13 protein-coding genes are annotated in these 15,724 nt (G+C 58.4%); 7 read left to right on the forward strand and 6 right to left on the reverse strand.

Annotated features, from left to right (window positions below):
• Window position 1: 1 nt before the first annotated feature.
• Together arfB and NCG89_RS14765 are read right to left on the reverse strand one after the other, a co-directional pair.
• A complete protein-coding gene (gene arfB, locus NCG89_RS14760; RefSeq protein ID WP_251087327.1) occupies window positions 2-415 on the reverse strand; it encodes an alternative ribosome rescue aminoacyl-tRNA hydrolase ArfB in 414 nt (137 codons plus the stop codon).
• A gap of 80 nt (window positions 416-495) precedes the next feature.
• Window positions 496-1,410 (reverse strand): LysR family transcriptional regulator, encoded by a 915-nt coding sequence (locus NCG89_RS14765; protein WP_251087328.1) that lies wholly within the window; start codon window positions 1,408-1,410, stop codon window positions 496-498.
• A 270-nt stretch (window positions 1,411-1,680) separates the two neighbouring features.
• Between NCG89_RS14765 and NCG89_RS14770 the strand changes: the two genes are divergently transcribed.
• The 4 genes from NCG89_RS14770 to NCG89_RS14785 are packed head-to-tail and all read left to right on the forward strand — an operon-like array spanning window position 1,681 to window position 5,975.
• Window positions 1,681-1,977, forward strand: coding sequence for a hypothetical protein (locus tag NCG89_RS14770; RefSeq protein ID WP_251087329.1), 297 nt, complete (start codon window positions 1,681-1,683; stop codon window positions 1,975-1,977).
• A complete protein-coding gene (locus tag NCG89_RS14775) occupies window positions 1,974-3,545 on the forward strand; it encodes a PepSY-associated TM helix domain-containing protein (RefSeq protein ID WP_251087330.1) in 1,572 nt (523 codons plus the stop codon). The genes NCG89_RS14770 and NCG89_RS14775 overlap by 4 nt, the downstream gene beginning before the upstream one ends.
• Entirely contained in the window at window positions 3,542-3,865 is a 324-nt protein-coding gene (locus NCG89_RS14780; RefSeq protein ID WP_251087331.1) for a DUF3325 domain-containing protein, read from the forward strand. The genes NCG89_RS14775 and NCG89_RS14780 overlap by 4 nt, the downstream gene beginning before the upstream one ends.
• Before the next feature lie 31 nt (window positions 3,866-3,896).
• Window positions 3,897-5,975 carry a TonB-dependent receptor domain-containing protein gene (locus tag NCG89_RS14785; protein ID WP_251087332.1) on the forward strand — a complete coding sequence of 693 codons (2,079 nt, stop codon included), beginning with the start codon at window positions 3,897-3,899 and terminating at the stop codon, window positions 5,973-5,975.
• A gap of 15 nt (window positions 5,976-5,990) precedes the next feature.
• On the opposite strand, the gene NCG89_RS14790 is transcribed toward NCG89_RS14785, so the two are convergent.
• The 4 genes from NCG89_RS14790 to NCG89_RS14805 form a co-directional block, all read right to left on the reverse strand.
• The gene (locus NCG89_RS14790; protein ID WP_251087333.1) at window positions 5,991-6,548 is read right to left on the reverse strand and encodes a hypothetical protein; all 558 of its coding nucleotides are present in this window, start codon (window positions 6,546-6,548) and stop codon (window positions 5,991-5,993) included.
• 387 nt (window positions 6,549-6,935) lie between these two features.
• On the reverse strand, window positions 6,936-7,688 hold the full coding sequence (locus NCG89_RS14795) for a sulfite exporter TauE/SafE family protein (RefSeq protein WP_251087334.1): 753 nt from the start codon (window positions 7,686-7,688) through the stop codon (window positions 6,936-6,938).
• Window positions 7,689-9,536 (reverse strand): monovalent cation:proton antiporter-2 (CPA2) family protein, encoded by a 1,848-nt coding sequence (locus NCG89_RS14800; RefSeq protein ID WP_251087335.1) that lies wholly within the window; start codon window positions 9,534-9,536, stop codon window positions 7,689-7,691.
• Between the two features lie 567 nt (window positions 9,537-10,103).
• Window positions 10,104-11,885, reverse strand: a complete 1,782-nt coding sequence (locus tag NCG89_RS14805) for an SLC13 family permease (RefSeq protein WP_251087336.1) — start codon at window positions 11,883-11,885, stop codon at window positions 10,104-10,106.
• A 272-nt stretch (window positions 11,886-12,157) separates the two neighbouring features.
• Between NCG89_RS14805 and NCG89_RS14810 the strand changes: the two genes are divergently transcribed.
• From NCG89_RS14810 to NCG89_RS14820, 3 genes are all read left to right on the forward strand, one after another.
• On the forward strand, window positions 12,158-13,834 hold the full coding sequence (locus NCG89_RS14810; RefSeq protein WP_251087337.1) for a GMC family oxidoreductase: 1,677 nt from the start codon (window positions 12,158-12,160) through the stop codon (window positions 13,832-13,834).
• A 386-nt stretch (window positions 13,835-14,220) separates the two neighbouring features.
• The gene (locus tag NCG89_RS14815; RefSeq protein WP_251087338.1) at window positions 14,221-15,063 is read left to right on the forward strand and encodes a BLUF domain-containing protein; all 843 of its coding nucleotides are present in this window, start codon (window positions 14,221-14,223) and stop codon (window positions 15,061-15,063) included.
• A gap of 238 nt (window positions 15,064-15,301) precedes the next feature.
• Window positions 15,302-15,697 (forward strand): NUDIX domain-containing protein, encoded by a 396-nt coding sequence (locus NCG89_RS14820; protein ID WP_251087339.1) that lies wholly within the window; start codon window positions 15,302-15,304, stop codon window positions 15,695-15,697.
• Window positions 15,698-15,724: the final 27 nt, after the last annotated feature.

Below are 15,724 nucleotides of genomic sequence, written 5' to 3' on the forward strand. Positions count from 1 at the left end.
GTCAGTCAGTGATCTTTCCGCGCAGCGCCTTAACCTTGCCCCGCTGGGATTTTTTGTCCATGCGCTTGGCTTTGGCTGCTTTGCTGGGTTTTGTGGGGCGGCGTGTTTTGGGCACAACCGTGACTGTTTTCAACAGGGCCTGCAGGCGCTCAAGGGCGTCGAGGCGGTTTTGCTCCTGGGTGCGAAACTGCTGGGCCTTGATCACCACAATGCCGTCTTTGGTAATGCGCTGATCCCGCAAATTCAGCAGCCGCTCTTTGTACACCTCAGGCAGCGAGGAGGCGCGAATATCAAAGCGCAGATGGATGGCGGAGGACACCTTGTTGACGTTCTGGCCACCGCTGCCCTGGGCGCGAATGGCATCCAGTTCAATTTCGTTTTCGGGCAGAGAGACGCTGTTGGTAATCTGTAACATGCTTGAGCGGGGATTCGGTGTTGGCGCACCAGTGTAACAAGGACCGAGGGCGACTGTCCCGGCAGCAAAGCAGATCGCGGTCAGGGCAAGCTCTGGCGCCACTCTGGCGGTGTTGAACGGCGGATGTGTTCGACAAAGGCCTGGGCCCGGCGGGGCAATTTGCCGTGGGGATAAAGCAGGGTGACAAACAGTGGTGGCCCTTGCCATTCAGGCAGGCAGGGCTGAATCTCGCCGGGGTGGGCACGCATGCGCATCTGCGCCAGCCAGTTTGGCATCAGCCCGACCCCCCCGCGGGTGATGGCGTCGCCCTGCATAATCACGAGGTCGACGCGAAGGGCTCGCTGCATGGATGGCAGCCGGTAGGTTTCACCACTGCGGTGTTCCAGCACCAGGCCGTTCTCGCGCTGGCCCGGCAAGTCGACCCAGTTCACATCGAGAAGGTCTTTGGGGTGGCGGGGCGCCGAACTCGTGTCGAACATGCCGTGGGCGGCATACACCCCCTGGGAGAGCACACCCAGGTGTTCCTGCCTCACTGGTAGATCGGGCACCGGGCCCAGCCACACGCCGATCTGCTCCAGCCAGGGGGCCTCGGGTAATTTTCCGCCGGTATGCAGGTTCACCAGCAAGCTTGGGTGTTGCTGCATGAACTCTTCCAGCGCGTTGGGAAACCAGCCGCGCACAAAGCTGTTGTGCAAATGAATGTGAAGATCGCCTTCGACTTCGCCACTCAATGTGTCGAGCTGGCGGTTGCTCTCTTCGGCGGCGGACAGAATGCGCTGGCAATAGTGGTAGAACACATGACCGGCTTCCGTGGGGATCATTCGGTTGGACTCCCTGCGCAGTAAGCTGTGTCCAACGGTTTCCTCCAGGGCGCGGAGCTTGCGGCTGAGGGTAGATTTAGCCAGCTCCAGCTCGGCGGCGCTCTGGGAAAGGCTGCGGTTGCCAAAGATGGTGGCGAAGGCCTGCAGGCTGGAAATGTCGTAGTTACCTTTCATGTCGACTCGAATTAGGTTTGCGGGTGAAAGCGGCGTTATAAGGCCGGATTAGCTGAGTGGATGCGGCTTAAGAAAATGGGTTGTTGCAATTTGTGGAACCGAATGTTCCGTTCAAGGCGCTATCCGTTGCAATTGATAAACATTATCATCTTCGTTTTCTGAAAGTCCATGCTCCGCGGCATTTTCGCAGGCGATCTTTCTATCCATTTATCAGCTTCTCTATCGCCACCAACAGGGCGAGTTAGCGTTGTGCAGTCTTGGGAGGGATTCGTGGCGAAATCAACCAACGTGCCAGCAAACAGCCGCTTAGGCATCGGGCTTCGGGTGCTTGCTGCCGGTGTCGGCGGCTATTTTCTGACCATGGCGCTATGCCTGTGGCTTCAGCGCCTGCCGGTGCTGGATGGCAACGACGGCCGCCGTCTTGTGAATATGATTTTCTTCCTGATTTACGCTGCCGTCGTCATCTGGGTGTTTGCGGTTCGTCGCCATGCCACAGCGGTAACCGGTGTATCGGGACTGGGTGCTGCACTGTGGTTGGGATGGTTTGCCTGGGGGGCTGAGGCATGAAGGGCGGCTTCCGCGACTCAATGACCTGGCTGCACACCTGGACGAGCCTGGTAGTTGGTTGGTTACTGTTTGCGATTTTTCTCACCGGCACCCTGGTGTTTTTCCGCCAGGAAATCAATTACTGGATGCAGCCCGAGCTGCATGGCTCTGACCCGTCGCAATTCTCCCTGGCGCGCGTTGTCGACCGTATGGAAACGATGGCGCCCCGCGCCGAGCAGTGGCGCATCAGCTTGCCTAATGATCGTGAACGGGCGGTCGAAGTGCGCTGGTCTGAGCCGGGACAGCAGTCACGTCGTGGCGAAGGGGCCCACCTGGATGCGGCGACCGGTGAAGTGCTTTCACCCCGGGAGACAGCCGGGGCTGACTTCCTCTATCGTTTTCACTTTGAGCTCTATGGCATGCCCAGAGAATGGGGGCGCAGCATTGTGGGCATTGCTTCAATGCTGATGCTCATCGCCCTGATCACCGGGATCATCATTCACAAAAAAATCTTTGTCGATTTCTTTACCCTCCGGTTTAGCAAACCCCAGCGCAGCTGGCTCGATGCCCATGCGGTTTCGGCGGTGGCGGCGCTGCCCTTCCATTTGATGATCACTTGGTCGGGCCTGTTGCTGCTGGCTGGCACCTTGGTGTTCTGGAATAACGAAGGCGGTGGTCACGGCGGTGGCCCGGGCGGCGATCGCCGGGGCGGTGGCGAGCAGGTACCGGACGAGTTGCCGCTGTTGTCGCAGCCGCTGCCCGATATTGCTGCGCTGATAGCGCAGGCCCAGCAGCACTGGCAGGCGTCGGTCAGCGATATCACCATCGACAAGCCCCAGCGGCCAGAGATGAAAGTCACCCTGCGCTCGGCTGAGCGTACCAGCGTCAGCGCCGGGCGAGGCGCCAGTGCAGAAATGACCTTTGCCGCTGATGGCCGCTTGCTCGACGAGAAGCCGCTGGCCGAAGGCGAATTCTCCATTGCCGGGGTGAACAACTTTCTGGGTTTGCTCCACCAGGGGCGCTTTGCCGATGTGGCGTTGCGCTGGCTGTACTTTGTCTGTGGTCTGGCGGGCACCTTCATGACTGCCACCGGGCTGCTGTTCTGGACGGCCAAGCGCGCCAAACACAAGTTGGGCAGTGTTGGCTACGAGCTGGTCAGCGGCCTGAATGTAACCGCCATTGGTGGATTGACTGCATCGATTGCCGCCTTCTTCTGGGCGTCCCGATTGCTGCCGGCCGAACTGGCCGGTCGCGAGCTGTGGGAGGTCAGAGTTTTTTTCAGTTGTTGGCTGGCCTTTGGCTTGTCTGCGCTGGTGTTTCGGCATACCCGCGGCTGGTTGCTGCAGCTGTCGGTGGCGGGAGGTCTGTTGCTGCTAGTACCCGCGCTGGATCAGCTCACCTCGCCGGTATCACTGCTGGAGGCGTTGGCAATGGCTGACAGTATTCGATTGACCTTCGACACTCTGGCGGCGCTGTTTGGGCTGGCCTTGCTGGTGCTGGTGCGTCACCTCGCGACTCGCCAGTCCACTGCGCCGGTCAGAAACAAGCGCGCGCCAAAGGGTAGGGCGGCGGAGGTGAGTGCGCCATGATCGCGTTGAGCTTTTTTCTGAGTTTGCAGGGCTTTTTGCACCTGTCGATGATCCTGTCCCGCCACGCGAAAGACTGCCTGGGAAGCACCTTTTCCACCGGCCAGGCGCGCTGGCTTCGTCTTCTGGGGTGGGCATTCCTACTCGCTTCGCTGTGGCCCTGCATTCGGATATGGGGCGGAGAAATTGGTGTGTGCGCCTGGTTTGGTCTGTTGGTGCTATCGATGGTGTGCACCACGTTTCTGGTCAGCCAGGGGCCAGTCGTTGCCAGCTATTTATGGCGTCGGGTCTGTCCCGGTGGCTATTTGTTTCGTTGTAAATAACGTTCTTGTGAACATGACTATGGAGATTGTTATGTCATTTTTTGTGGCGCGAAAAGTCGTGCCGGCTGTAAAAATGGGACTGTTGTTGTCGCCGCTGGTGGCCAGTGGATTGGCGTTGGCTGAGCATGACAAAAAGGCGGAAAAGGATGTAGAGGAGGTGGTGGTGACCGCCGCCGGTTACCAGCAGCGGATTATCGATGCGCCGGCTTCGGTATCGGTGGTGACCAACGAAGAGCTGCGCAAGGCTGCCTATAGCACCATTGTAGACGCGATGTGGGATATCCCCGGGGTGTACCTTACCGGCGGCTCAAACATGCAGGACATCAGTATTCGCGGAATGGATGACAGCTACACCCTGTATCTGGTCGATGGTCGTCCCATCTCGGCGGGCCGCTCGGTCAATACCAATGGTGCCGATGGGGGTAAGCAGATTGGCATGCCGCCCCTGTCGATGATCGAGCGAGTTGAGGTGATTCGCGGGCCAATGTCGAGCCTCTATGGTTCTGAGGCGATGGGCGGCGTGGTGAACGTCATTACCCGGACGACCCCGGAAGATTGGGGCGGTAGTGTCGCCTACGATTACACCTACTCCCTGAATGATATAAGCAACGACCGCTACAACACCGACTTTTATCTGGGTGGCCCGCTGATTGCGGACAAACTGGGCTTGGAGTTAAACGGTAGCTTCCAACACATTCAGGAGAGCGATTTTGCCGGCGGTGGCGACAGCGCGGCGAGTAATCCCGATCAGGACATCAAGCGCCTGGGCGGGAAGCTGAATTGGCGACTGGATGAGGCCAACAAATTTGCGCTGGCCGTAGATCAGTCCACCCTCGATTTCACTCACACCCCGGGCAAGTCCATTCCCGATACCGACTCGGAGAGTTCCTACGAGTACGAGAAAGAGCTGCGGACTCTGACCCATGATGGTAATTACGGCAAGCTGTCAGTGAGCACCTATTTGCAACAGGATTTATCCGAGCGCGTTCAGACCGAGGACAAAAAAGAAGAAATCATTATTCTGAACACCATGGCGACCTATGCGGGTGACCGTCACATTTACACCTTTGGTGGCCGCTACAAAACCGAAGAGCTTGTCGACGAAACTAACGGTCTGCTGGATGCCAACGTAGAGGGCGCGACCGCGGTGGTGGATCGCTGGATTGGCGCCGTGTTTGCCGAGGCTGAGTGGCGATTCATTAAAGACGTGGGCCTGACGACCGGGCTGCGTTACGACGACGACGAACTTTTCGGGGGGCACTTTTCGCCGCGGGTCTACGTGAACTGGCAGGCAGAGGAAAACCTCACCATCAAATCCGGTATCTCTACCGGGTATGCACAGCCTTCTCTGTCCGGTGCTACCGAGGGCTTTGGTCGGGGTACGGGCGGCGGCGGTTCACCCAACCAATCCCCCGATGGCAATAGCATTTCTCGCGCCTTGATTGTGGGCAACTCGGATCTTAAGCCCGAAACCAGCGTGAACTATGAGATCGGCGCGTATTACCGAAACAAGCCTGCCCGGGTGACCGCCAGCGCGATGGTTTTTCACACCGACTTTAAAGACAAGATTGCTGAAGATAGATACTGCACCAGTGACGGCGTGGATCGGGATGACTGGCAAAACTACACCTGCGATTTTGGCGGCAACACCTATTACTTTTTGAGCACCCGCAAAAACATTGATGAAGCGGAGATGGAAGGGGTAGAGATGACGTTCTCCTACGGGTTTAGCGATAACCTGCGGGTGAAGGGCAATCTGACTTACACCGAGTCGGAGCAAAAGACCGGTGAATTTGCTGGTAGCCCACTCAACAAAATTCCCAGAAAAATGGGCAATATCAGCCTGGACTGGGACCCGACGTCAAAGCTGAATCTGTGGACGCGGCTGAACTACCGGGGTGAAACCTCTGATTACCTTGGCCGGACGAGCATCAGCGATGGCAGTCCCGGTTACTCCTTTGTCGACCTTGGCGTGTCTTGCTACTTGAATGAAGCCCTGCGCGTGATGGCAGGTGTCTACAACGTTGGCAACAAGGAAATCACCAATGACACTTACGGTGTGGTGCTCGATGGACGCCGCCTGACGGTGAGTATGACGCTGGAGTTTTGAGCTGCGGCGGGGCGCTTAGCGCGCCTCGCCTTTGGCCCAGGTCAGAACGCGTTGCACGGAGGTCACCGGCAGCGTGATGGTAATCAGGCGGCTATGGTGCCGCGTTTGATAGATGGTGGCCGTTTCTTCGTCCAGGGCATCTTCAAAAATGGTCACCGACAGGCGGATTTTACCCATGCCGTCCACCCGGGTGACCGCCAGATCTTCGATGTGGTTGACCAGTTGCCGGCGGTTGAACTGGTCGCGCAGGCGCAGTCGCAGGCCACGGGGGTCGCGCCGTGGTCGGATGCCCAGGGTGGCGTCGAGAATCTTGCGGGCGATGGCCGCCAGCTCCACGGGCTTCTCGGCATCGGCCACGGGCCAGGCAATGCTGCGGCTGAAACAGTCCCGCTTTCGCTTGCTGGTACGTACCACCCGCAGGCGAATAAAGGGCTGGGTGTTGAGCATGGCCGGCATGGCCTCGATGACATAGCTGTCTTCGGCCAATCGGGTTTCGTCGATAAGCTGATAGGGGCCCAGCGCTCTTAGCGCACTGTCAGTGTCACTGCGGGTGATCAACTGCTCTAACATCATTTGCTGGTGTCCTTACCCCATCGCAGGAGGCGTGATTTGCGCACATTGTCCGCTGCTGTCTCCGCTTTTATGAACAAAAACATCAACAAGCACCGGGTGCAATTGTTATTCATGGCGTCTGCATGATGCAAAGCAAGTTGTGTGCCTTTCATCCCGGTGTCGCTCCCCGATAGCGCAACATATGCGCGTCCCGCGGCGGCATGTTCTTGGCGCTCCCCGTGGTTTTGTATTCTATGTTAATGATTGTTAAGAGATTATTTCTGGTAAGCGCGGCACTGATCGGCCCAGGGTGGGCGGTTACGGCGGGTGGGTGACGAGCGATGAGAAATGGCTAGAAATGTGACATAGGTCGGTCTGCCCCAAAATTAGGCGCGCCCGTCGGGGCGCTCACGCTCCGCCCAGGGCTTTGCCGATAAGCACCAGACCTGAGCCCAACAACAGCAGGCGGCAGATTTGCATAAAGCGGGCTTCGTCCAGTTTGCGTTGAATCTGATATCCCAGCCACACCCCAAACACCGCCACCGGGATAAGCAGTAGTGACAGCCACAGCAATTCGGCGTGCCACTGACCGTTAATGGCATAGGGGACAATTTTAATCAGGTTCATGGCGGCGAAGAACATCGCAGCGGTGGCCAGCCAGCGGCGTTTGGGCATGGCCAGGCTTAGCAGGTAAATATTCAGCGGCGGGCCACCGGCGTGAACCAGGGTGCTGGTCAAACCCGACAGACTGCCCCACAGGTAGCTCGCCCTCGGCAGCGCCGCCAGGTGTTTGAGCAAGTGGGTCCACAAACCGAACAACAGGCACAATAGCCCCAGGCCGATCAGCAGAGCGTTGTCAGGAAGCAGGCCAAACAACAGGCCGCCCGCCGCGATACCCACGACGGCCGCCGGGATAAGCTTTTTCAGCGTGGGCCAGTCAACATCACGCCAGTAGTAATGAACGGCCTTGGCATCCATCACCAACAGCAGGGGCAGGCACAGGGCGACGGCCTGGGATACCGGCATCACCAGGGCCAGCAGCGGCACCGCCAGCACCCCGGCACCGCCGGCAAAACCCGATTTGGAGATGCCGGTTAAGGTGAGGCCGACCAGCGCCAGCGCCCAAAATGCCGGGCTGGAGAGATAGACCTCGATGGCCATCTAACGGGATTCCTCGGGCGGGCTGGGAGTGGCTTGCTGTGCTTCTCTGGCGAGCTGCTGGTCCGCAGCCAGCACCTGGCGCAGGTCTTCCAGGCGCTGGCGCACGGCAACCCCGTAACTGCGGTCGTCGCCCCACAGATCGGCGAGCACCTTGAGGCTTTGCTCGTCGTGGGCTCTGAACAGCTCGCCGGCACGGCTGGCTTGGGCCGCTGACAGCCCCATCAGGCGCAGCGCATCCAGGCCAAGGTTAAGGGCGGAGTCGAAGGTTTCGCGGCGCAGCCCGTCGATGCCACTGCGCATCAGCTCGTAGGTGTGGCGGCGGTCGATGGCCCGGGCCAGAATCTTGAGATGGGGGAAGTGGGTCTTGGCGGTGTGAATAATCTCCAGCGTTTTGTCCGGTTCGTCCACGGCGATAATCAGCAGGTTCGCCTCGTCGGCCCCGGCGGCCGCAAGCAGGTCTTTGCGAGAGGCATCACCGTAAAAAACGGTGTTGCCGAAGCGGCGCACCAACTCCACCTGGCCCGGGCTGTGATCAAGAATGGTTAAATGATGTCCCTGGGCGCTGAGCAGGCGACCAATGACCTGACCGAAGCGGCCGTACCCGGCCAGAATGATCTGGCAGGTCGGGGTAATCTCCTTGTCGTAGTCCGGGCGTGGCTGCTGGGTGGCACGACTCATCAGGCGTTCGTAGAGCAGTATCAGCAGGGGCGAAATCAGCATGGATAGCGCCACTACCAGACTGATGAGGTTGCCGATTTCGGCGCTGAACACATTGGCGCCCCGGGCCACTGACACCAACACAAAGGCGAATTCGCCGCCCTGGGCCAGGGCCAGGGTGAACAGCAGCCCCTGGCGGGCGCCCATGCGAAAGATGCTTGCCAGCAGCGCCAGCACGGCCGCTTTGACCAGAAATAGGCCCAGCACCGCGCCCAGCACCAGTACCGGCTGTTCAAACAGCAGGGGAAAGTCGATATTGGCGCCCACCGTGATAAAGAACAGCCCCAGCAGCAGGCCCTTGAAAGGCTCAATATCGGCCTCCAGCTCGTGGCGGAATTCACTCTCGGCCAGTACCACCCCAGCCAGAAAGGTGCCCAGTGCGGGCGACAAACCAATGCTGGTCATCAGCGCAGCGATGGCCACCACAATCAGCAGGGCAAAGGCGGTAAAAATCTCCCTGAGCCGGGTTTCAGCGATAAACCGAAAAACCGGTGTGGCCAGGTACTTGCCGGCCACCACGATGGCGGCGATGGTGCCCAGGGTGACGGCTACCCGCACACTGGCGGGGAGGTTGTGAATCCAGCCTCCGCCGTGATGGCTGTCTGTTCCCACCAGATCGCCGCTGCCGAGTGCCAACAGCGGCAGCAGGGCGAGGATGGGAATCACGGCAATATCCTGAAATAGCAGTACCGCGAAGGCGTTGTTGCCCGCCTGGGTTTTCAGCAGGCCCCGCTCGGTGAGTGATTGAATGACGATGGCGGTCGAAGAGAGTGCCAGGGTCATGCCGATGGCCAAGGCCGTTTGCCAGGCCAGCGAATCGATGGTGTTCAGCAGCAGCGCAATAAGCCCGGTGCTGAGCAGCACTTGCAGGCCGCCGAGACCAAGAATGGGGCGGCGCATTTCCCACAAGCGGCTGGGGCGCAGTTCCAGGCCGATCAGAAACAGCATCATCACCACCCCGAATTCGGCGAAGTGCATAACCTCGGTCTGATCGCCCAGCAAGTGCAATACATGAGGGCCGATAAGCACACCGGCCAGCAGGTAACCCAGCACCGCACCGAGGCCGAGGCGCTTGGCAATGGGGACCGAGAGAACCGCGGCACAGAGATAAATAACGGCGCTGACTAGCATGATGATGTTCCTTTTGTTGGCCCGCTCACAGACCGATGATGACCACTCCTGGCGCCCGGCGCCGCAACTCAGCAACCGAGTATAAGGTTAGAAAATTAGATTAAAAACGGAATATGTTGCGGGGTATGGTCGGAAAAATTGATGTTTCTGGGGAGGGAGTAGGGCGGGAGGCGCTGGACGGGAGACGGGCGGCCGGCGTTCCGGAGACGCAAAAGCTTGACGCTGCCAGCCATGCAGCAACACTAATCTGCGTTCTGCGTTCTGCGTTCTGCGTTCTGCGTTCTGCGTTCTGCGTTCTGCGTTCTGCGTTCTGCGTTCTGCGTTCTGCGTTCTGCGTTCTGCGTTCTGCGTTCTGCGTTCTGCGTTCTGCGTTCTGCGTTCTGCGTTCTGCGTTCTGCGTTCTGCGTTCTGCGTTCTGCGTTCTGCGTTCTGCGTTCTGCGTTCTGCGTTCTGCGTTCTGCGTTCTGCGTTCTGCGTCGTTCCGGACGCGCTGTTTGCGAGCCGGAACCCAGTGGGATTGGACTCTTGCGTCCGACGTGCGACCTCCGACCCAAAGCGCTCACCCAGTCACCGCGGCAGCTCCAGCGGCCAGCCAATCATCAACACCGCTAAGGTCACCGCCCCGATAAAGATATTCATCGGTATCCCCACTCGCAGAAAGTCGCTGAAGCGATAGTCGCCGGGGCCGTACACCATCAGGTTGGTCTGGTAGCCCAGTGGCGTGGCGAAGCTGGCTGAGGCGGCCATCATAATGGCGAACACAAAGGGCTCCGGGTTGAGCCCGGCCTGTTCGGCGGTGCCGAGCACGATGGGCAGCATGATAATGGCGGCAGCATTATTGGTGATGGTTTCGGTGAGCAGCGACACGGTGACGTAGGTGAGCACCAGAATCAGCCAGGCGCGGCCGTCGCTCAAGGCCACAATATTTTCGGCCAACATGGCGGCCAGGCCCGTCTTTTCAATGGCGCTGCCCAAGGCAAAGGAGGCGGCGATGGTCACAATCACCGTCAGATCCAGGCTCTGCTCGGCCTGTTTGACCGAGCAGCACCGGCTGGCGATCATCAGCCCGGCGCCAATCAGCGAGGCATTGAGCATGCTGATCCAGCCAAGGCCGGCGGCACCCACAATCCCGACGAGTATCGCAAGGGATAGCCAGGCGCGCTCGTGGCGGGGGCGGTCTTGCCCGAGGTCACTGATCAGCAAAAAATCTTTGTTGTGGCGTTGCCGGCTGACAAAGGCGGGGCGGGCTTCCAGCAGCAGGGTATCGCCGGCTTCAAGCTCAATGGTGCCCAGGTTGCCTTTGATGCGCTCGCCGTTGCGCGCCACGGCCAAAATGGCAGCGCCGTAACGATCCCGAAAGCGGCTGTCGCGAATGGCCTTGCCGATGGCCTCACAGTGGGGCGATACCACCGCCTCAACAAGACGCCGCTCGGGGCGCTTCATGCTGAGACTGGCGGATTCGCCGTCGTGATCTGACGGTTCAATGCCGTTAATGCGGAGCAGATCAGAAATGGCTTCGGTGTCGCCAGCAAAGACCAGCCGGTCGCCACCGCGCAAAATTTCCTCTGAGGGCACTGCGGTGACGATGCTGCCGTCGCGCTCAATCTCAACCAGGTAAATCCGCTTAAGATTGCGCAGACCGGCATCGACGATGCTCTTGCCGACCAGGGGGCCATTGGCGGCGACTTTTACCTCCAGGGTGAACTCCCGGAGGTTGTCGACCAGCTCCTCGCTGCCGCGCTGGGGCAGCAGGCGGGGAAAGAATAACCACATGAATACCAGGCCGGCGATGGCGACCGGTAAACCCACGAGGGTGATGGAAAACAGCGACAGGCCCGGCTGTCCGGTTAGCGCCTGATACTGCCCGTTAACCACCAGATTGGTGCTGGTACCGATCAGCGTCAGCGTGCCGCCGAGGATTGCCGTATAGCTGAGGGGGATCATCAATTTGCTGGGCGCAATGTTGATTCGCCGTGACCAGCTGTGAATGGCCGGAATCATGGTGGCAACGACCGGGGTGTTGTTGAGAAATGCACTCAGCACCACCACCGGGCCAAATATCCGCAGTAACGCTGGGCGCAATCCCTGGGGCTTACCGAGGACTTTCTCCACCAACAAGTCGATGCCGCCCGAAGCGTGGACACCTGCCGCCACGATAAACATGGCGGCAACGGTAATGAGTCCGCCGTTGGCGAAACCGGCAAGCGCCTGCTCCGGATTGAGGACACCGCTCAGGCTCAGCACCGACAGCACAGCCATCATCACAATGTGGGCGGCGATTCGGGTAAAGATGAGGGAGAGTAGTGCAGAGACGGTGAGGGAGAGGGTCAGCCAAGCCTGCCAATCCATGATGTACGAAACCCCTTGTGGGTAGTGAATAGTGGAGTGCCGGCGCAATGCACAGCCCCCGGCTGTGGCCAATATAGTGAGGATTTTGTATTTCGATAAGGAATATTATTCGATATAAATATTCTTTTTTGTTCTATTTAAATCTAAGCGCGCTTACTCTGCCCATGTTGATCGTTGCGGTCTGAGGGTGGTCAGGGCGGTGGCCGCATCCCGCTTTTCTTGCCGGTCGGATAGTGATAAAAAGACGCTGATGCAATGTTAGCGGTGAGTATATGAACAATAAAAGGCCAGTGGCCGAGACGGCAGACGGTGATTTCGATGTGGATGTGGTGGTTGTCGGCTCGGGCTTTGGTGGCAGTGTTGCGGCGCTGAGATTGGCAGAGAAGGGCTACTCGGTCGCAGTGATGGAAATGGGCCGTCGCTGGGACCCGGACACCCTGCCGAAGAGTAACTGGCGCTTTTGGCGGTTTCTCTGGCGCCCCGGTCTGGCGCTGCGGGGATTCTTCAGTTTGCGGGTATTCCGTCATGTGATGGTCTTGCATGGCAACGCAGTGGGAGGCGGTTCGGTTACCTATGCCAATACCTTGCTGGTTCCCCCTGAGACGGTGTGGGAGGACGGCAGTTGGCGTGGCCTCGATGACTGGCGCGGGGCCATGCCCGGTTTTTACCGGCAGGCCAAGCGAATGCTTGGGGTGACGCAAAACCGGCGGATGGGACCGGCCGATTGGACCTTGAAAAAAATCGCCGACGAACAGGGTGTGGGCGACACGTTCTATCGTACCGACGTGGCGGTATTTTTTGGCGACGCTGATGATCCGGGCGGGCGAACCTATGACGATCCCTTCTTTGGCGGTGAAGGCCCGCCGCGCCAGAGCTGCCACGGTTGCGGCAGTTGCATGACGGGCTGTCGCCACAATGCCAAAAACTCGCTGGACAAAAATTACCTGTATTTAGCGGAGAAGCGCGGCGCTCAGGTCTTTGCGGAAACCCGGGTCACCGACGTTCGACCCCTGGCCGATGCACAGGGCAATGCTGGCGATGGTAGCCACGGTTACCAGATTGAAATTGAAAACAGCCTGGCCTGGTTTCGAAAACATCGCCGCCGGGTTCGGGCACGAAAAGTGGTCTTTGCTGGCGGGTCCCTGGGCACCCAGGCATTGTTGTTTCAGCTAAAACAATCGGGTGCCATGCCTAATATTTCTGATGAGCTGGGCAAACGGGTGCGCACCAATGCGGAATCCCTACTGGCGGTTCGCATGCCTGAGGGACATGACATGTCAAAAGGCATCGCCATCGGGTCGGGTATTTATATCGATAAGGACACCCATATTGAGGCGGTGCGCTACGGCGCCGGCCACGATCTGATGGGGATGCTGTTCACCCCCCTGACCCACGGGCGACCTGGACCGGGACGAATTGTTTTGTGGTTGCTCGCCTGCGTGAAATTACTGCTCCGACGGCCGAAAATTTTTCTGAAAAGTCTGAACCCTCGCGGTTTTGCCCAGCAGTCCATCATCTTCTTATGTATGCAAACCATTGAGGGCCACTTGAATATGCGGTGGCGACGGCCCTGGTATTTTCCCTTTCGAAAAATGTTGTGCAGCGCTGGTGATCCCATTCCAACCTATATTCCGGCAGCCAATCAATTTGTGGCAGCTGCGGCGCAGTCCTGTGGCGGTGTGGGGGCCAGCACCCTGACGGAAATTCTGTTTAATGTGCCCGCAACGGCGCACTGCATGGGTGGCTGCGCCATGGGGGACAGCCCCGAACGGGGCGTTATTGATGCACAGAATGTACTGTTCGGTTACCACAACGCCTATGTCTGTGACGGTTCCATGCTGGGGGCGAATTTAGGTGTGAACCCAAGTCTGACCATCACCGCGCTTGCCGAGCGTGCAATGTCCTTTATCCCCGACAAGGGTGATAGCGCGACAAAAACAATGGAATAATCGTTTTAGCGAAGGCATATCTGCGCGATGGTTAACGTGTTTGGCGGGCAGACAGTGACGTAATCAATATCGCGCTCTCATCAAAGCAACGGGCGCGATACTTTGAGAAATACGGCGGGGATGAAGCGCAAGTCGACTCCCTGAAACAGGTCGATATGCCAGATTGAATTGCGCTTGTTCACAGAAATAGGCGACTAATCGTAAATGTTAGTAAATTTACGAATACAATTCCCACCCTCCGAAATTGATAGTGAAGTCATCGTATAACAAGTCGGTGGTGTCATTACCGAGCGCGCGTGTTGTAAGCCAGTTCTGTTGGCTGTCGCTGCCGTTGATGGCGCGCTCTCTGATAAATAAATTCACTTTCGCCCAAAAGATCTGCGCCTATGAAAAGAATTGCTTGCCTGAGCACGCTATCGGAGCCGTCCGAGCGGGGAAATACCTCGGCGCAACTGGTTGATATGTACAACTCCACCCGCATTTTCAATCGGGAGCACGATATCACCGGCGTTTGCCTGGTATGCCAACAGCATGTGCTGCAGATTATTGAAGGCGACAGTACTGCCCTGGCTAAGTTGATCCACCGATTTCGCCGCGACCCCCGCTGCCAGGATCTATCGGTTATTTTTGATCAGCAGGCAAGCTCGACCCAGTTTCAGGGTTGGACAATTCGCTTTATCGGTCAGGGCGGAAACAATCACAACGCTTTTATGCAAAAGCTGGAGCACCTGCTTGGCGGCCGGGTGGATCTTGCATTTGCCCGGGACAGCGAGCGATTCAAGCTGTTTTTTCAAGGCGGTGTCGGCAGTGGCCTGGCGCAGCCCGCTGACTCGACAGAAGGGGTAACTGAGAATCCAGCTGCTCCGGCGAATGGTGTGCCAGCTGAGGGGCAAGGCGCGCGCAATGCCTATCAAAAGTCGGTGATTTCACTGGTGCGTTGGCCGAAGCCGAGCCAACTCAAACTGACCCACGACATGATCAAACTTTGCTCCCGGTTAGTCCGCAAGCCAGTCCTGTATGAGCGTTTGTGTGCCACGGGCATTTGTCAGTCTGAACCTGTGCTTCTGCAGTATCTTGCCAGCCTCGAGCATCTCGGGTTGTTGCGTACTCATATCGAATCCGAGACTAATCCTATTCGTCAGGATGAGCGGGATGTATTACAAGGTGAGGACAGCGCGGACCGTTTCAGCACGGTACTGCGACGGTTTCTGTTAGCTAGCAAAGCCTGAGGTATCACCGGCTTGTGCAGGACGCGCAATAATTTTACCTCCCACTTGGGGTTTTTCGGGCGCTTCGGCGCCCTTTTTTATTGGCGCGCTGTTGTTTGTGCTTGATCCTGCCGGGCGTTGAGTTGTGCACCTTGGTGCCGAGCGCCAATGCGGCATTGGGCGGTGTAAAATTTTGCTTGGGCCATTCGCCTTTCGATACACTTTGCCCGACTCCGAGCAACCGATTAGCAGACTGGCCATGACAAAGAAATCCTCTCCCTCCCACCGCGTGGCGGCCCTTATTCTGGCTGACAACCGCGCCCTGATTTGTCAGCTTGCCGGCCGTAAAGGGCCGGGAAAATGGGAGTTTCCCAGTGGCCATGTTGAAGGTGATGAACCGTTGATCGATGCGGTGGCAAGAGTGGTGAGAAGCCGTCTGGGAATGGCGGTGAAGCAGGTTGGTGACGTGGTTTTTGCCGCCGATGAAGCCTTTGTGCCGATGAAGGAGACCTTCTTTCTGGTGGAGGCAGAGGGCAATCCCGCGCTGACGGACTATCATGATGCCGCTTGGGTGGCGCTGGACGAGCTTGGCCAGCGGGATATGTGGCTGCTGGATTCAACGGCCGCAGATATTCTGCGTCGGGGCGGCCACTGAACACGCCTATAGCGTTCGGCCTTAGGC

This window comes from Spongiibacter taiwanensis (assembly GCF_023702635.1).
In the GTDB taxonomy this organism is placed as follows: Bacteria; Pseudomonadota; Gammaproteobacteria; order Pseudomonadales; family Spongiibacteraceae; genus Spongiibacter; species Spongiibacter taiwanensis.